Annotated in this window: 12 protein-coding genes; 7 read left to right on the top strand and 5 right to left on the bottom strand. The window is 73.8% G+C overall.

What is annotated here, in order from left to right:
- The first annotated feature begins 139 nt into the window (after nt 1-139).
- Both ICW24_RS00335 and ICW24_RS00330 read left to right on the top strand, forming a co-directional pair.
- On the top strand, nt 140-3,589 hold the full coding sequence (locus tag ICW24_RS00335) for a DNA polymerase III subunit gamma and tau (RefSeq protein ID WP_226343729.1): 3,450 nt from the start codon (nt 140-142) through the stop codon (nt 3,587-3,589).
- 145 nt (nt 3,590-3,734) lie between these two features.
- Complete coding sequence (locus ICW24_RS00330) at nt 3,735-4,403, top strand: lysophospholipid acyltransferase family protein (RefSeq protein WP_226343728.1); 669 nt, start codon at nt 3,735-3,737, stop codon at nt 4,401-4,403.
- 19 nt (nt 4,404-4,422) lie between these two features.
- Here the strand turns inward: ICW24_RS00330 and ICW24_RS00325 are convergent, their stop codons facing one another.
- A complete protein-coding gene (locus tag ICW24_RS00325) occupies nt 4,423-5,277 on the bottom strand; it encodes an enoyl-CoA hydratase/isomerase family protein (RefSeq protein WP_226343727.1) in 855 nt (284 codons plus the stop codon).
- 160 nt (nt 5,278-5,437) lie between these two features.
- On the opposite strand from ICW24_RS00325, the gene recR reads away from it, so the two are divergent.
- Both recR and ICW24_RS00315 read left to right on the top strand, forming a co-directional pair.
- Complete coding sequence (gene recR, locus ICW24_RS00320) at nt 5,438-6,037, top strand: recombination mediator RecR (RefSeq protein WP_226343726.1); 600 nt, start codon at nt 5,438-5,440, stop codon at nt 6,035-6,037.
- Nucleotides 6,030-6,683 (top strand): DUF5063 domain-containing protein, encoded by a 654-nt coding sequence (locus tag ICW24_RS00315; protein WP_226343725.1) that lies wholly within the window; start codon nt 6,030-6,032, stop codon nt 6,681-6,683. Before recR ends, ICW24_RS00315 begins: the two co-directional genes overlap by 8 nt.
- 60 nt (nt 6,684-6,743) lie before the next feature.
- Here the strand turns inward: ICW24_RS00315 and ICW24_RS00310 are convergent, their stop codons facing one another.
- The gene (locus tag ICW24_RS00310) at nt 6,744-7,871 is read right to left on the bottom strand and encodes an ABC transporter permease (RefSeq protein WP_226343724.1); all 1,128 of its coding nucleotides are present in this window, start codon (nt 7,869-7,871) and stop codon (nt 6,744-6,746) included.
- Nucleotides 7,868-8,851: an ABC transporter ATP-binding protein gene (locus tag ICW24_RS00305; RefSeq protein ID WP_226343723.1), complete on the bottom strand. Its 984-nt coding sequence runs from the start codon at nt 8,849-8,851 to the stop codon at nt 7,868-7,870. The genes ICW24_RS00310 and ICW24_RS00305 overlap by 4 nt, the downstream gene beginning before the upstream one ends.
- 222 nt (nt 8,852-9,073) lie before the next feature.
- Between ICW24_RS00305 and ICW24_RS00300 the strand changes: the two genes are divergently transcribed.
- The 3 genes from ICW24_RS00300 to ppsA all read left to right on the top strand — a co-directional run bounded on the left by ICW24_RS00300 (nt 9,074) and on the right by ppsA (nt 13,669).
- Nucleotides 9,074-10,345 (top strand): aspartate kinase, encoded by a 1,272-nt coding sequence (locus ICW24_RS00300; protein ID WP_226343722.1) that lies wholly within the window; start codon nt 9,074-9,076, stop codon nt 10,343-10,345.
- Between the two features lie 70 nt (nt 10,346-10,415).
- The gene (locus ICW24_RS00295; RefSeq protein WP_226343721.1) at nt 10,416-11,276 is read left to right on the top strand and encodes a pyruvate, water dikinase regulatory protein; all 861 of its coding nucleotides are present in this window, start codon (nt 10,416-10,418) and stop codon (nt 11,274-11,276) included.
- Nucleotides 11,273-13,669 carry a phosphoenolpyruvate synthase gene (gene ppsA, locus ICW24_RS00290; protein WP_226343720.1) on the top strand — a complete coding sequence of 799 codons (2,397 nt, stop codon included), beginning with the start codon at nt 11,273-11,275 and terminating at the stop codon, nt 13,667-13,669. The genes ICW24_RS00295 and ppsA overlap by 4 nt, the downstream gene beginning before the upstream one ends.
- Nucleotides 13,670-13,673: 4 nt before the next feature.
- Here ppsA and ICW24_RS00285 read toward each other — a convergent pair whose 3' ends face one another.
- Both ICW24_RS00285 and ICW24_RS00280 read right to left on the bottom strand, forming a co-directional pair.
- A complete protein-coding gene (locus ICW24_RS00285; protein ID WP_226344317.1) occupies nt 13,674-15,251 on the bottom strand; it encodes a Na+/H+ antiporter in 1,578 nt (525 codons plus the stop codon).
- 124 nt (nt 15,252-15,375) lie between these two features.
- Complete coding sequence (locus tag ICW24_RS00280; RefSeq protein WP_226343719.1) at nt 15,376-16,767, bottom strand: GntP family permease; 1,392 nt, start codon at nt 16,765-16,767, stop codon at nt 15,376-15,378.
- Between the last annotated feature and the right edge of the window lie 8 nt (nt 16,768-16,775).

Below are 16,775 nucleotides of genomic sequence, written 5' to 3'. Positions count from 1 at the left end.
GGACGGGGCGGCTAGGGTCGGCGCAGAACGAGGATCGTCGTGATCCGGGCACGGCGCCGAGGGGCGTCGGCGGCCGCGGTATGCGTCACGGTCGCAGGGACACGTCGCAGGAAGCGTTGCTGGAACACAGGGGAGTCGCATGAGTACCGCGTTGTACCGGCGCTACCGGCCGCAGACGTTCGCGGACGTCATCGGTCAGGAGCACGTCACCGAGCCCCTGCAACAGGCCCTCCGGGCGGGGCGCATCGGTCACGCGTACTTGTTCAGCGGGCCGCGCGGCTGCGGCAAGACCACGAGCGCGCGCATCCTCGCCCGCTGCCTCAACTGCGAGCAGGGGCCCACCCCCACGCCGTGCGGGACCTGCGACTCGTGCGTCGCGCTGGCGCGCGGGGGGCCCGGGTCGGTCGACGTCATCGAGATCGACGCCGCGAGCCACGGCGGCGTCGACGACGCCCGCGACCTACGTGAGAAGGCGTCCTACGGCCCGGCCCAGTCGCGGTTCAAGGTGTACATCATCGACGAGGCGCACATGGTGACGCCGCAGGGCTTCAACGCCCTGCTCAAGATCGTGGAGGAGCCGCCCGAGCACGTGAAGTTCGTGTTCGCGACGACGGAACCCGAGAAGGTCATCGGCACGATCCGGTCGCGGACCCACCACTACCCGTTCCGCCTCGTGCCGCCGGCCCGGCTGCAGTCCTACCTCGAGGAGTTGTGCGAGCTCGAGGGCGTCGCGGTCGAGCCGGGCGTGCTGTCCTTCGTCATCCGCGCCGGCGGTGGGTCGGTGCGCGACTCGCTGTCGGTGCTCGACCAGCTCATGGCCGGGTCGGGGGAGGACGGGCTCACGTACGCCGGGGCCGCAGCCCTTCTCGGCTTCACCGAGGCCGAGCTGCTCGACGCGACGATCGACGCGGTCGCCGCGCAGGACGGGGCGTCGGTGTTCCGTCAGATCGACCGCGTCATCGAGACGGGGCAGGACCCGCGCCGCTTCGTCGAGGACCTCCTCGAGCGGCTGCGTGACCTCATCATCGTGTCCGCGGTCAACGCCTCCGGGGGCGAGGGGCTGCAGGCGCTCTTCCGGGGCCTCCCGAGCGACCAGCTCGACCGGATGAGCCAGCAGGCCGCCGCGTTCGGGCCGGGCGAGCTGTCGCACGCCGCCGACGTCGTCAACGCCGGGCTCACCGAGATGACGGGAGCCACGTCGCCGCGCCTGCAACTCGAACTCATCTGCGCCCGAGTGCTGCTGCCCACGTCGGCGGGGGAGGCCGGGTACGCCGCGCGCATCGACCGCATCGAGAAGCGCCTCGACATGGCCGGGCCGCAGCCCCCCGCGGCGCCCGTGCGGCGTGGCCGGGCGGCCGCGCCGGCGAGCGGCGAGTCGACCTCACGGGTCCCGGACGAACGTCCCGCCGAGGTCTCCGGCGACCCTGCCGGCGACGGATGGCCGGCCGAGCAGGGCGAGGCCCCCGGCGGCCCCCGTCCCGGGTCGGCAGCGTCTGCGGGCCGGACCGACGGCCCGGCCGACCGTGCCGCGGCGGGGAGCGCGGATGACGCGGCCCCGGCGGCTCGACGACCCGCCTCGTCCGCGGAGGGGCGCGACCCGGCCGACGCCTCCGGCCGCGGTTCGGACGGCACCGCCTCCCCCGGGGTCGCTCGCCGCGGTTCCTCGGCGGGGGAGCCGAGCCGTGACCGCACGTCCGGCGCTCCGGTGGACCCAACGTCGGGTCGCGCGGTGGGGGCGCCCGACCCGGAGCCGGGTCGACAGGCCCCCGCCGCCGGAGGGCCCACCTCGCCCGGGTCGGCGCCGTCCGCGGCACAGCCGGCGCGGGGCGGCCTCGACACCGACGCGCTCCGGCGGGCCTGGCCCGACGTGCTCGCCAAGGTGTTCGCGATCCGCCGGGTCACGTGGACCTTCCTCTCCGAGCACGCACAGGTCCTCGACTACGACGGCGACCGGCTGCTCATCGGCATCGCCACCGCCGGGCTCGCCCAGACCTTCCGCAACGGGCACCACGGTGAGGTCGTGCGCCAGGCCCTCATCGAGGCCCGCGGTGTCGACACGCGCGTGGAGGGTGTCCCCCTCGACGAGGCGCGGTCGGCCGCAGGAAGGACTGTCGATCCCGGCGGGCCCGGTGCCGGAGGCGGCCCGGCTGGGTCCGGCCCCGGTCGACCCGGTGGGCCGGGCGCCCCGGGCGGGCCCCGGGCCGGCGGATCCGGCGGCCCGGGTGGCGCCGGAGGCCCGGGTGGTTCCCGCGGTCAGGCCCGCGCCGAGGCGCCGACCCGTCCCGACGCGCAGGCCGGCCCCGGTGACGCCGGGCGCCCGACCGGGGCGGGGCCGCCCGATGGCGACGACTCGTCCGACCGCGCCACGGCCCCGGCGGCCGAGCGCGAGCGTCCCGCCCACCGGGCCGAGGGCGGGCGCCCGGGACGCCGGGGCGAGACCGCCTCCGGGCCCGACCGTGGCCGAGGCGCCACCGACTGGCAGGCCCGGTTCGCCGCGCGTACCTGCGGCGAGGGCGGGGCCGCCCGGGGTGACGACGTCGGCGGTGGAGCCTCGATGGACCCGAGCTCCCCGGCCTGGCAGGGCCTGCGCGCGAGCGCCGACGCCTCCCGCCACAACGACGACGCCCGCGGCTGGACCGGCGGCGGCGGTCCGCCCGACTGGGCCACGACGGGCCCGGCGGATCGGGACGCCGACGGCGTGGGCGCCAGGGGGCAGGACGAGGGCACGCCCGCGGGTGAGGCCGGCGAGGCTCGGCGCGGACCCGGAGCCTTCGACCCCGGGTCCGAGACGTCCCCGTCCGACGAAGCCGCCGAGGCCGACCGATCGGTCAGGGCCGGGACGGCGCAGGACGTCGAGGACGACACCGCCGCCGGCGGGGGCGCGACCGCGCCGGCCGCCGACGACGCGGCCGCCGGTGGATCGGGGTCGTTGCCCGAGGCGCTCGACGAGCCGCCCGGCGACGGTCCCACCACGGCGCCCGTGGGCACGCTCACCGGACGCGGTCCCGTCGACGACGGGAGCGGCCCCGACGGCTGGGGCGACGAGCCGCCGCCGGACGACGCCCCGCCGCCCCCGGAGGACGACGGTTTCCGGAGCCGGCGACCGGCGTCGTCGGCCGCCGCCCCGGCCGGGCGCGGGGCGTCGTCGCGCCCCGCCGCGGCCGGCGCGGCCACGACGAGCGCCGCGGCCACGACGGGCGCCGCGGCCACGACGACCTCGACGACCTCGACCACCAGGGCCGCTCGCGACGGAGCGGAGGACCGCGTCGCGGACGAGCGCCCGGCCGTCGCCCCGGAGCGGCCGGGCCCGGGCGCGCCGGCGCCGAGATCGTCGGCCGGCGCCGACCGCCCACGCCCGGCGTCGTCGCCGGGTTCCGCCTCGGGAACCGGCCGCCGCGGCATCGAGGCGTTCCGCGAGGCCCGACGGGCCGCCCGAACGCAGGCCACGGGGGAGGCGCCGACCGCGCCGCGCGCCGACGACGACGCGGCCGCCTTCGACGACGAGAACATCGACGACCTCGCCGCCGTGGGGCAGCCGGTCATCGCGAGCGTCCTCGGTGGGACGGTCATCACCGACCTCGAGTCCTGACCGGCCGGTCGGCTCTCGATCGGACGGTGATGGACCAGGCGGGAGGGGGCCGGCCGGACCCTGATCGGCGCAGGAGGTGGGCGCCGGTCTCCTCCGCTAGTGTTCGGATCCTGTCCTCTTCCCTCCGAGCCGCCGAGGTGTCGTCGTGGTGTTCGAGTTGGCCCGCCGAAGGCTCGGCCCGGTTCTGCGGGCCATGCTGCACCCCACCGTCACCGGCACCGAGAACATCCCGCGGACCGGCCCGGTCATCATCGCCAGCAACCACCTGTCGTTCTTCGACAGCATCGTCATCCCCATCACCTCCCCGCGGCACATCGCCTTCCTCGCCAAGAAGGAGTACTTCACAGGCACCGGCGTGCGGGGCGCGTTCAGCCGCACGTTCTTCACCGGCGTGGGCGCGATCCCCGTCGACCGCGACGACACCCGAGCCGGCCAGCGCTCGCTGGATCTCCAGCTCGAGGTCCTCCAGCGCGGCGGCGCCTGCGGCATCTACCCGGAGGGGACCCGGTCGCGCGACGGGCGCCTCTACCGCGGGCGCACCGGCGTCGGGCACCTCGTGCTCTCCTCCGGCGCCCCGGTCGTGCCCGTCGCCCTCAGCGGCACCGAGAACATGCAGCCCCCGGGCGCCCGGTTCGTGCGCCCCGCCAAGGTGACGATCCGCTTCGGCACGCCCCTGCACTTCACCGGCCGTTTCGACGACATGCCCGTCGGCCGCGCCCGCCGCGCCATCACCGACGAGATCATGACGGCCATCCAGGCGATGAGCGGCCAAGAGCTCGCGGGCGCCTACAACGAGCGCCCCGTCGGCGCCTGAGCAGGACCTCGACCGCTCCTCACCACCGCCACGGGAAGCGGGGCGTCCGCCGCTGCGTGAACGCGGCCACCCCCTCGGCGAGCTCGCCCGAGGCGATGGTCTCGACGTAGCGCCGCGCCGCGAGCGCCTCGGCGTCCTCACCGTCGCCGCCGACCTCGGCGCGGGTCAGGGCGCGGATCGACTCCTTCGCCGAGGCGATGGTGAGCTGCGAGCGGCCGGCGAGACCGGCGACGAAGGAAGCGACGGTGTCGTCCAGCTCGTCGGGGTCGGTGAGCACGTCGACGAGGCGGATCCGATGCGCCTCCGGGGCGTCGATCAGGCCGGCGCCGAACAGGAGCCGCGAGGCCGCGCCCGGGCCGACGAGGTCGACGAGACGCGCCACGGACGAGGGGGCGTAGACGACCCCGAGGCGCGCCGGCGTCACCCCGAATGTTGCCGTCGTGTCGGCGTAGCGCAGGTCGCAGGCGGCCGCGATCTCGAGACCGCCGCCGATGCAGTGGCCCCGCACGAGCGCGACGGTCGGCTTGCGGACCGCGGCGAACGCGGCGTGCGTCCCGAGGTTGGCGGCGCGCAGGTCGGCCATCGGGTCCTGCGGATCAGACCCCGCGAGCAGGTCGCCGATGTCGGCGCCCGCGCAGAAGTGCGACCCCGACCCGCGCACGACGATGGCGCGCACGTCCGGGTCGGCGTCGAGGCCCGCGAGCACGCCCGGGAGGGCCCGCCACATCGCCAGGCCGACGGCGTTGTGCTTCTCCGGCCGGTCGAGGACGAGTTGCGCGACCCCGTCCGCGACCTCCACCCGCAGCCCGAGGTGACCCCGGCCGCCGACGGTGTGGCCCGTGTCGCCGTCGTCTCCGCCCCGTTGCGCGTCCATGTCCCCATCCCATCACGCCCGGCCCGGCGGACCCCCCGTCGATGTCGGGGCGCGGGAGCCCGGGGACTCGGAGTCCGAGACGTCGGGAAGTCGCCGGGTCCGCCTCGGACGCCCCGGCCCGGCGCCCCCCGTCCACCCCCGCGCGACGTACGCTGGCAGCGTGTACGAAGGCGCGGTCCAGGACCTGATCGACGAGCTGGGGCATCTGCCCGGCGTTGGTCCCAAGAGCGCGCAACGCATCGCGTTCCACCTGCTCGTCGCGGACGAGGACGAGGTCAAGCGCCTCGTCGACGCCCTCGTGCAGGTGAAGTCGAGGGTGCGGTTCTGCGCCGTCTGCGGCAACGTCGCCGAGGCCGAGACGTGCCGCATCTGCTCCGACGACCGCCGCGACGCCTCCCTCATCTGCGTCGTCGAGGAACCCAAGGACGTCGTCGCCGTCGAGCGCACCCGCGAGTTCCGCGGCCGCTACCACGTGCTGGGCGGCGCGATCAGCCCGATGGAGGGCGTCGGCCCCGACGACCTGTCGATCGCGCAGCTGTTCACGCGCCTCGCCGACGGCAGCGTCACCGAGGTCATCATCGCGACCGACCCCAACCTCGAGGGGGAGGCCACGGCCACCTACCTCGCCCGGGCGCTCGGCACCATGGGCGTGCGGGTCAGCCGGCTCGCCTCCGGTCTTCCCGTGGGCGGCGACCTCGAATACGCCGACGAGATCACCCTCGGCCGGGCCTTCGAAGGGAGACGATTGATCCATGCATGACGACTCCGATGCCATCGACCGCGGCGACGAGCCGGCGGAGCGCTCCCTGAACGCCGTCGTCGAGGCGACGCCCGCCGACGTCCGGGCCGACGTGCCCGCCGACCTCGTCGTCCTCGGCGACGAGACCGCCGTGGAGGCCCGCGCGTTCCTCACCGTCGTCCGCCAGGTCGCGGCGGGGGAGCAGCCCGAGACGGCGATCCCGTTGCTGCTGCTCGCCACGTCCCAGGTGCTCGTCACCGGCGCGCGGCTCGGGGCGATCACCGACGTCGTCCCGGCGCAGCGCTTCGAGCCCGACCTGGGCAGCGACGACGACGCCGAGCGGCTGCGCAACGACCTCGCCATCCTGTTCACCGGCCTCGACGACTACGCGGAGGTCGTCGACCCGCTGACGAGCACCGAGGTGAGCGGCGCCCAGGTCTCCGGCGACCTCGCCGAGATCGCCGCCGCCCTCGTCCACGGCCTGCGACACCACGCGGAGGGCCGCTACAGCGAGGCCCTGTGGTGGTGGCAGTTCAGCTACCTGTCGTCGTGGGGTGGCCGCGCCGCGAGCGCGGTGCGCGTCCTGCAGTCGGTCATCTCGCACATCCGCCTCGACGCCGACGACGACCTCGTCGCCGAGGCGCAGTTCGACGCGCTCCTGCCCTGAGGCGGCGGGGCGCGGCCCCGGCGGTGCCCGCCTGGCGGCGCCCCGCCCGGAACCCGGTGCTCAGGCGATGCGGACGTCGCGGGGCAGGCGGTGGACCGGGGTCCGCGTGCGGCGGATCGCCACCGCGGTGGAGCCGACGCCGAGCAGCACCAGCGCCCCGAGCCCGAGGGGCCACACCGGGCCGGCCTGGGCGACCCGAGTCGCGTCCTCGACGGCCTCGCCCTCGCGCAGGACGGGCAGTTCGCTCCAGCACTCGTCGAGGGCGCCCTCGGCCGGACCGATGCGGGCCAGGCGGACGCCGGTGCTGATGGCCTGCAGCGGGTCGAACGCCGTCTGGTTCTCGTTCGCCGGCAGCGCGGGCGCGGCGTCGGCGACGACGACGAACGGGTTGGGCGCGAGCAGCCACCAGACCCGCTCGGTGTGCAGGTCCTCCCGCCGCTGCGTCTGCAGGACGCACCGTTGGCCCTGGTCATCGGTCATGGTCCAGACCTGGCGGTCGGTCTCCACGGCGGTCCTCGGCAGGAGGAGCCCGAAGAGGATGACCGTGACGAGCCCGAGGCCCGCGACGGCGAGGTAGGTGAGGACGACGGAGGAGACGGTGCGCGCCGTCCACGCCGAGCACGCCAGCCCCACCGCGCAGAACACGGCGAGGCAGACCGCGAGGACGAGCAGCGCGCCGAGCGCCCGCAGCGGGCCGACCGCGCCCGTGACCAGCGTGAACACGTACACGGGGGCGGCGACGAGGAGGAAGAGGCCCGCCAGCGCCCAGGCGGCGAGGAGCTTGCCGAGGACGAGTTCGGCGGGCCCGAGCTGGGTCACCTGGAGGGTGGCGAGCACCCCGCGGTCACGGTCGCCGTTGATCGACGTGGCCGTGAGGGCCGGCACGACGAGGAGCCCGAAGCCGAGGACGACGAACGTCGTCATGCTGTAGAGGACGACCCCCCGTTCGTCCGACGTCGACTCGCTCGTCGCGAACCAGCCGAGGAGCACGACGCCGTACACGGCGATCACCCACACGGCGAGCACGAGGTACCACCGCGACGTGCGGATGCGTTGCCGTAGCTCCAGCCCCGCGACCAGGCGGATCGCCGCCCAGGACTGGGCGGGGCTCCGGCCCGAGCGCGTCGTCGGCGCGTCCGGCGCCCCGCTCGTCGGCCGCTCCCGCAGCCGCCCCCGATCGCCGCTCATGAGCGCTCCTCCCGGGTCGCGGACAGGTACATGGCCTCGAGGCGGCCGCCGGTCGTGGCGGGGCCGAAGGTGAAGACGGGGACGTCGTGGTCGACGAGCAGCCGCAGCAGTGCGTGGGCGTCGGCCTCGTCGGCCACGTCGACGTCGAGGGCGCCCCGGCGGCCCCAGTCGCCGTCGGGGGAGGGGACGTCGGTCGCCTCGATGCCGCGGGCCGCGAGCACGGCGCGCAGCGCCTCGACGTCGAGGGAACCCACCCGCCACCGCAGCAGGGCCGGGGCGGCGGTGAGGTCGTGCGAGGCGACGACCCGGCCGGCGTCCATGACGACGGCGCGGTCGCACATCTCCTCGAGCTCGTCGAGGATGTGGCTCGACACGAGGACCGTGACCCCGCCGGCCGCGAGCGCGCGCACCGTGTCGCGCAGTTCGAGGCGACTGCGCGGGTCGAGCCCGGAGGCCGGTTCGTCGAGGACGAGCACCTGCGGCGAGTGGACCATCGCCTGGGCGAGCCCGAGGCGCTGCTTCTGCCCCCGGGAGAGCACGCGGGCGGGACGGTCGGCGAGCGGGTCGAGGCGCAGTGTGTGCAGCAGCTCCTCGACGCGCGGGCGGGCCGCTCCCGCGCCGAGGCCGTGGGCGCCCGCCATGGTCCGCAGCACCTCCCGCACGGTCAGCGCCTCGAAGGTGCCGAACCCGTCGGGCATCCAGCCGAGCAGCCGCCGCACGCCCCGCGGGTCCTTCGCGGGGTCGACGCCGAGGACCCGCACGTGCCCCGTGTCGGGCGAGAGCAGCGACGCGAGCACGAGCATGAGGCTCGTCTTGCCGCAGCCGTTGGGTCCGACGAGGGCCGTCACGCCGCCGCGCGGCACGACGAGGTCGACGTGGTCGAGGGCGCGGACGTCGCCGAACGCGCGCGACAGGTCGTGGGCCTCCAGCCCGGGCGTCGGGTCGGCGGCGTGCGCCCCCCGGACCGTCGACACGCTCATCGGATCTCCCCTCCGCCGGCGAATTGCCCCTGGTGGCCAGGCTACTCGCGTCGAGCGCCGATCGCCCTGAAACCGCGCCGGACCCGGCCCGGACGGGCGTGGGTCCGGGATATGAGCGACACCGGCCCGGCCCGGCGGGACCACTACACTCGGCAGCGGCCTCGCCGGTGCCCCGGCCGGGCCGTGTCACCCGGCCATCACCCGGAATCAACGGAGTCGCTCGTGAGTCTCGTCGTCCAGAAGTACGGTGGTTCGTCGGTCGCCGACGCCGAGAGCGTCAAGCGCGTCGCGCGCCGGATCGTCGAGACGCGGCGCGCGGGCCACGAGGTCGTCGTCGTCGTCTCCGCGATGGGCGACACGACCGACGACCTCCTCGACCTCGCCGAGCAGGTCAGCCCGCTCCCGCCGGCCCGAGAGCTCGACATGCTCCTCACGGCCGGCGAGCGCATCTCGATGGCGGTGCTCGCCATGGCCATCGCCTCCCTCGGCCACACCGCCCAGTCCTTCACGGGCAGCCAGGCCGGCGTCATCACCGACGAGGTCCACGGCAAGGCCCGCATCATCGACGTCACCCCGGGCCGCATCCGCAGCGCGCTCGACGAGGGGCACATCGCGATCGTCGCCGGCTTCCAGGGCGTCTCGCAGACGACGAAGAACATCACGACCCTCGGCCGCGGGGGGTCGGACACGACCGCCGTCGCGCTCGCCGCCGCCCTGCACGCCGACGTGTGCGAGATCTACACCGACGTCGACGGCGTCTTCACGGCGGATCCGCGGATCGTGCCCACCGCGCGCCGCCTGGAGCGTCTCTCGACCGACGAGATGCTCGAGATGGCCGCCAACGGCGCGAAGATCCTCATGCTGCGCTGCGTCGAGTACGCGCGCCGCTTCGACATCCCGATCCACGTCCGGTCGTCGTTCTCCCACAAGAACGGCACGCTCATCACCGACCAGCCAGTAGAAGGAGTTGCCGTGGAGGCCCCCATCATCGCCGGCGTCGCGCACGACCGCAGCGAGGCCAAGGTCACGGTCGTCGGGGTCCCCGACAGCCCGGGCAAGGCGGCCGAGATCTTCCGCGTCGTCGCCGAGTCCGAGGCGAACATCGACATGATCGTGCAGAACGTCTCGGCGGCCGAGACCGGCCGCACCGACATCTCCTTCACGCTCTCGAGCACCGACGGCCAGCGGGTCGTCCAGGCCCTCGACCGGGTGCGCGAGGCCATCGGGTTCGAGTCGCTGCAGTACGACGACCACATCGGCAAGCTGTCGCTCGTCGGCGCCGGCATGCGCTCCAACCCGGGCGTGAGCGCGACGTTCTTCCGGGCGCTGTCCGAGGCGGGCGTCAACATCGAGATGATCTCGACGTCCGAGATCCGCATCTCCGTCGTCACCCGCGACGACCAGCTCGACGAGGCCGTGCGCGCGGTGCACACCGCGTTCGGGCTCGACACCTCCGAGGGCGAGGCGGTCGTCTACGGCGGCACCGGCCGCTGACGCGCGTCTCCGGCGGCCCTTCCGTGGTCGCGACTGGCGTGAAGCACCCCGGACCGGCGAGGATGCCCCCATGACCTCGACCGGCGACGTGGCCGTCGCCTCGGCCGTGCCCGTGTTCTTCCTCTCGGACAGCACGGGCATCAGCGCGGAGACGATGGGCAACGCCATGCTCATCCAGTTCCCGGACCTCGTCTTCGACCGGCAGCTCATCCCGTTCATCACGACCGCCGAGCACGCCCGCCGGGTGGTGGCGACCCTCGACGAGGCGATGGACGGGCCGGTCACCCCGCTCGTCTTCACGACGACGGTCAACGCCGAGATCCGCGACATCCTGCACAGGACGCGCGCCCCGGTCATCGACTTCTTCGACATGCACATGGGCCGGGTCGAGGAGGTCCTCGGCCGGCCGGGCGCCCACGTCACCGCCAAGCTCCACGGCGTGGGCGACGTCAAGCGGTACAACTCGCGCATGGCGGCCATCGAGTACGCCATCGAGCACGACGACGGGCAGAGCCTGCGCGCCCTCGACCGGGCCGACGTCATCCTCCTCGCGCCGTCACGGTGCGGGAAGACCCCGACGACGATGTACCTCGCGCTGCAGCACGGGCTTAACGTCGCCAACTACCCCCTCGTCCCCGAGGACCTCGACAGCACCGACCTGCCGCGCCCCGTCAAGGACCTGCGCGACCGGTGCTTCGGGATCCTGTCGACGCCCGCCCGCCTGAGCCAGGTGCGCCAGGAGCGGCGCCCCAACTCGACGTACGCGTCGATGGAGCAGTGCACCTACGAGCTCCGCCGGGCGGAGGCGATGTTCCGCACACACCGCATCCCGGCGATCAATTCGTCCGCGATGTCCGTGGAGGAGATGTCGACCGTCATCCTCCAGGGGCTGCACGGCGCCCGTACCGACAAGACGAAGGTTGGCAGATGAGCGAGACGCACGCGCACGACAACGTCCGGTGGTTCGCGGAGCTGGGGCTCGCCGACCTGGAGGCCGTGGGGGGCAAGAACTCCTCCCTCGGCGAGATGGTGAGCAACCTCGCCGGGCTCGGCGTGCGCGTCCCCGACGGCTTCGCGACGACGGCCGACGCGTACCGCCGGTTCATCGGCGAGACCGGCCTCGCCGAGCGGATCAGCGGCGAGCTCTCGGGCCTCGACACCGACGACGTCACCGAGCTCGCTCGCGTGGGCAAGAGCATCCGCGAGCTCGTCGTCGCGCAGGACTTCCCGCCCGACCTCGAGGCCGACATCCGCGCCGCCTACGACACCCTCGTGCAGGGCTACGACGGCGAGGGCGAGCCGTCGTTCGCGGTGCGCAGCTCGGCGACCGCCGAGGACCTGCCCGACGCGTCGTTCGCCGGCCAGCAGGAGACGTTCCTCAACGTTCGCGGCATCGACGCCGTGCTCACGGCCATCCGGGAGGTCTTCGCCTCCCTCTACAACGACCGCGCCATCGCCTACCGCGTGCACCACTCGTTCGAGCACGACGCCGTCGCCCTGTCCGCCGGCGTGCAGCGCATGGTCCGCTCCGACGTCGGCGCCTCCGGCGTCATGTTCACGATGGACACCGAGTCGGGCTTCACCGACGCGGTCTTCGTCACGTCGAGCTACGGCCTCGGGGAGGCCGTCGTCCAGGGCGCCGTCAACCCCGACGAGTTCTACGTCTACAAGCCCGCGTTGCGCGCGGGCCGCGCCGCCGTCCTCAAGCGGGGGCTCGGCGGCAAGGCGACGAAGATGGTCTACACCCAGGACCGCACCGTGGGCCGCACGACGGAGTTCGTCGACGTCCCCGAGGCCGACCGGACCGTGCTGTCCCTCACCGACGACGAAGTCACCGAGCTCGCGCGCCTCGCCGTCGTCATCGAGGACCACTACGGGCGCCCCATGGACATCGAGTGGGGCAAGGACGGCAACGACGGCCTCCTGTACATCCTCCAGGCCCGCCCCGAGACCGTGCAGTCGCGCGCGAGCGCCGGCCGCCTCGAGCGGTTCCGCATGACCGCGGCCGCCGGCGGCAAGGACGTCCTCATCGAGGGCCGGGCCATCGGGCAGAAGATCGGCGCGGGCAAGGTCCGGGTGCTGTCGTCGATCGACGACATGGCCTCGTTCACGCCCGGCGACGTCCTCGTGGCCGACATGACCGACCCCGACTGGGAGCCGATCATGAAGCGCGCGAGCGCGATCGTCACCAACCGGGGCGGCCGCACGTGCCACGCCGCGATCATCGCCCGTGAGCTGGGTATCCCCGCCGTCGTCGGCACGGGGCGCGCCACGCGCGAGCTCGCCGACGGCCGCGAGGTGACCGTCTCGTGCGCCGAGGGCGACACGGGCTTCGTCTACGAGGGCGTCCTCGACTTCGAGGTCGTGACGACCGAGCTCGACGCCATGCCCGAGGTGGGCGTGGGCCTGATGATGAACGTCGGCACCCCCGACCAGGCGTTCTCGTTCTCGAAGCTGCCCAACGCGGGCGTGGGCCTGGCCCGCCTGGAGTTCATCATCAACCGCCAGATCGGCATCCACCCGCGGGCCCTGCTCGAGTTCGACTCCCTCGAGGAGCCCCTCAAGTCACAGGTGGCCGAGGCGATCACCGCCTACGACGACCCCCGCTCGTTCTTCGTCCGCCGGGTCGCCGAGGGCGTCGCCACGATCGCGGCCGCGTTCGCGCCGAAGCCCGTCATCGTCCGCATGTCCGACTTCAAGTCGAACGAGTACGCCAACCTCCTCGGCGGCGAGGGCTACGAGCCGCACGAGGAGAACCCGATGCTCGGCTACCGCGGCGCGTCGCGGTACCTCTCGAGCGACTTCGAGGACTGCTTCGCGATGGAGTGCGAGGCGCTGCGGTACGTGCGCGACGAGATGGGCCTGACGAACGTCAAGATCATGATCCCGTTCGTGCGGACCGTCGCCGAGGCCGAGGGCGTCATCGACCTCCTCGCGAAGTACGGCCTGCGCCGCGGCGAGAACGACCTCCAGGTCGTCATGATGTGCGAGCTGCCGAGCAACGCGGTGCTCGCCGACGCGTTCCTCGACCACTTCGACGGGTTCTCGATCGGCAGCAACGACCTCACCCAGCTCACGCTCGGCCTCGACCGCGACTCCGGCCTCGTCGCCGCGTCGTTCGACGAGCGCGACCCGGCCGTGCGCGCGCTCATCGGCATGGCGATCTCGGCGTGCAAGGCCCGCGACAAGTACGTCGGGATCTGCGGGCAGGGCCCGAGCGACCACCCGGACCTGGCCGACTGGCTGCTCGACCAGGGCATCGACACGATGTCGCTCAACCCCGACACCGTCGTCGACACGTGGATGCGCCTGTCCCGGCGCTGACGCCTCACTCCTGCTGCGCCGGCCCCCGGAGGCGCACCTCCTCGGCGTCGAGCACCGACTGGACGCGCCGCAGCACCGTGTCGTCGATGGTGCGGTCGTCGCGCAGGCGCACCACGGCCTCGCGTTTCCGGGCGATGAGCCCAAGACGCAGGTCGCGGTACTGCGCCGAGAGCATCGTCGCCGGATCGTCGTCGGCGTCGGCCTCGATCGCGGCGAGGTGGTCGGTGTACTCGAGGCGCAGCCGATCGACGACCTCTCCGCTCGCGCCGTGCGCCTCGGCGAGCTCGGGCAGCGCGTCGAGCGCGGCCTGCGTCGCGCTCACCTGGGCGAGACGCAGCTCGCGGTCGACGGACGTGTCCGCGGGCAGTCGCGCCCAGCGGATGACGCGCGGCAGGGCGAACCCCTGCACGACGAGCGAGAGCACGACCACGCTGCCGGTGACGAAGACGATGAGGTCGCGGGCGGGGAAGTCGCCGCCCGCGCCGGGCAGGGTGGGCGGCACCGACAACGCCATGGCCAGCGAGATGCCGCCGCGGAACGCCGCGACCGTGCTGACGACCCGCCCGCGTGCGGTCGTGCGGAGCAGCCGCTGCCGGGGGCGGCGGTCGAGGAGCCGGATGAGGCCGATCGAGACGTTGAGGAACACGAACCGCACGACGTGCAGCGTCACGTACGTCGCGAGCACGAGCAGGGCGGCGTGCCCGATCGTGTCCGTCGACAGCTCGCGCACCGTCACCGGCAGTTGGAGACCGATGAGCACGAACAGGGCCCCGTTGAGCACGAACGTCACGAGGGTCCAGAAGGCCGAGCCCTGCACGCGGGCCTCCGCCGCGACCATGCGCGGCGCGACCTGTGACATGTACAGGCCGGCGGTGACGACCGCGAGCACCCCGGACGCCTCGATGGTCTCGGCCACGAGGTAGGCGACGAACGGCGTGAGCACCGACGCGAGGTTGAGGTGCTCGGGGGTGCTCAGGTGCCGGCGCAACTGGTAGGCGAACCACCCGACGCCGAGGCCGATGAGGATGCCGACGCCGAACGACACCGCGAACAGTCCGGCCGTGTGCGAGACGGTGATCGGTTCCGCTCCGGTCGCGAGGGTGAGCGCCAGGGCGAACACGACGAGGGCCGTGCCGTCGTTGATGAGGCTCTCGGCCTGCAGCGTGATGCTGTTCCGTCGCGCCAGGCCCCGGCCGAGCGCGGCGACCGCGGTGGCGTCGGTCGGCGCGAGGGCGGCGCCGACGATCCAGGCGGGGCCCCAGTCGACGCCGAGCGCGTGCAGGACGCACGCCACCGCGGCGGCGGTCACGACGACGAGCAACGTCCCGGTGAGGAGGATGCCGCGCAGGAAGCGCCGGATCTCGCGGGGCGAGGTCGTCAGGCTCTCCCAGTACAGCAGCAGCGGCAGGAAGATCAGCAGCGCCGTCTCCGGCGGCAGGCCGACGCCGCGAAGGTGCGGGATGAGCGTGAGCAGGGCGCCGGCGGCGACGAGGATCACCGGCGCCGGCAGGCCGAGGCGCTGCGCGACGACGCTGCCGAGCAGGATCGCGACGCACAGGGCGACGACGAGTTCGAGAGCCATCACGGAGAGGATTGTCACGGATCGGGGGCGGCGGGCCAGCCCGGGCCGCCCGCCGATCCGCGCGACGACGAAGGCCGCCTCCGATCCGGGGATCGGGGCGGCCTTCGGTGGGGGGCAGAGCGCGTCAGGCGATGACCCAGACGAGGGACGCGAGCAGGAAGACCGTCGTGCCGAGAGCGGTCTCGATGACCGTCCACGTCTTCAGGGTCGTCTTGACGTCCATGTTGAAGAACCGGCTCACGAGCCAGAAGCCGGAGTCGTTCACGTGGGCGAGGACGGTGGCGCCGCCGGCGATGGCGAACACGAGGCACGCGATGTGGACGGCGTCGAGGCCCTCGGCCGCGACCTGGGTGGCGATGAGCCCGGCCGTCGTCGTCAGCGCGACGGTGGCGGAGCCCTGCGCGACGCGCAGCGCGGCCGACACAAGGAACGCCTGCACGATGAGCGAGAGGCCGAGGCCCGACAGCGACGTCGTCAGCGACTCCCCGATACCGCTCGCGCGCAGGACGCCGCCGAACATGCCGCCGGCCCCCGTGATGAGGATGATCGAGCAGACCGGGCCGAGGCCCGACTCGGCGATGTCGCTCGCGCGTCCCACCGAGAAGCGGCCCGGGGCGAGCAGCGCGATGGCGACGATCGTCGTGATGAGCAGGGCGATGGGCGTCTGCCCGAGCAGGATGAGTGCGTCGCCCCAGCCCGTGTCCTCGGCCAGCGTGCCCGCCTTCTGCAACGTCGAGACGACGGTGTTGAGCGAGATGAGCAGCAGCGGCAGCAGCAGCAGGAGGAGGACCGTGCCGAAGCGGGGCGCGCGGCCGCGGGTCTCCTCCACGTCGCGGCCCCCGTTCTCCTCGCCGAAGATCGCGGTGGGCACGTCGATGTGCACCCGGCGGCCGAACATGATCGCCAGCGGGTAGGCGCCGATCGCCCAGGACAGGAGCGCCACCGGGACGCCGAGCAGGAGCGTCGTGCCGACGTTGCCGCCCATGAGCTCGACCGCCGCGACCGGGCCCGGGTGCGGCGGGATCACCGCGTGCATGACGGCGAACGCGCCCGCGGTCGGCAGCCCGTACAGCAGGATCGACCCGCCGAAGCGGCGCGCCACCGTGTAGATGATCGGCAGGAAGACGACGAGGCCCGCGTCGAAGAAGATCGGGAAGCCGAAGACGAGGGCGGCGACGCCGAGCGCGAGCGGGGCGCGCTTCTCGCCGAACCGGTTGATGAGCGTGTCGGCGAGCACCTGGGCGCCGCCGGTCACCTCGAGCAGGCGGCCGAGCATGACGCCGAACGCGACGAGCAACGCGACCGAACCGAGCGTGGTGTTGAACCCCGTCGTCAGCGCCTTCGGGACGTCCCCGAGCGGGATGCCCGCCGCGACGGCCGTGACGAGGCTGACGAGCACGAGGGCGATGAAGGCGTGGAGCTTCACCTTCATGATGAGGAAGAGCAGGGCCGCCACCGCCGCGGCGGCGATGAGCAGCAGGACCCCGGTGCTGTGTACCGGTTCGATCGCGTCCATGTCGGGTC

This window comes from Agilicoccus flavus, from assembly GCF_014857905.1.
GTDB lineage: Bacteria > Actinomycetota > Actinomycetes > Actinomycetales > Dermatophilaceae > Agilicoccus > Agilicoccus flavus.
Note: the sequence above shows the minus strand (reverse complement) of the source record. Positions and strands in the feature narration are given on the sequence as shown.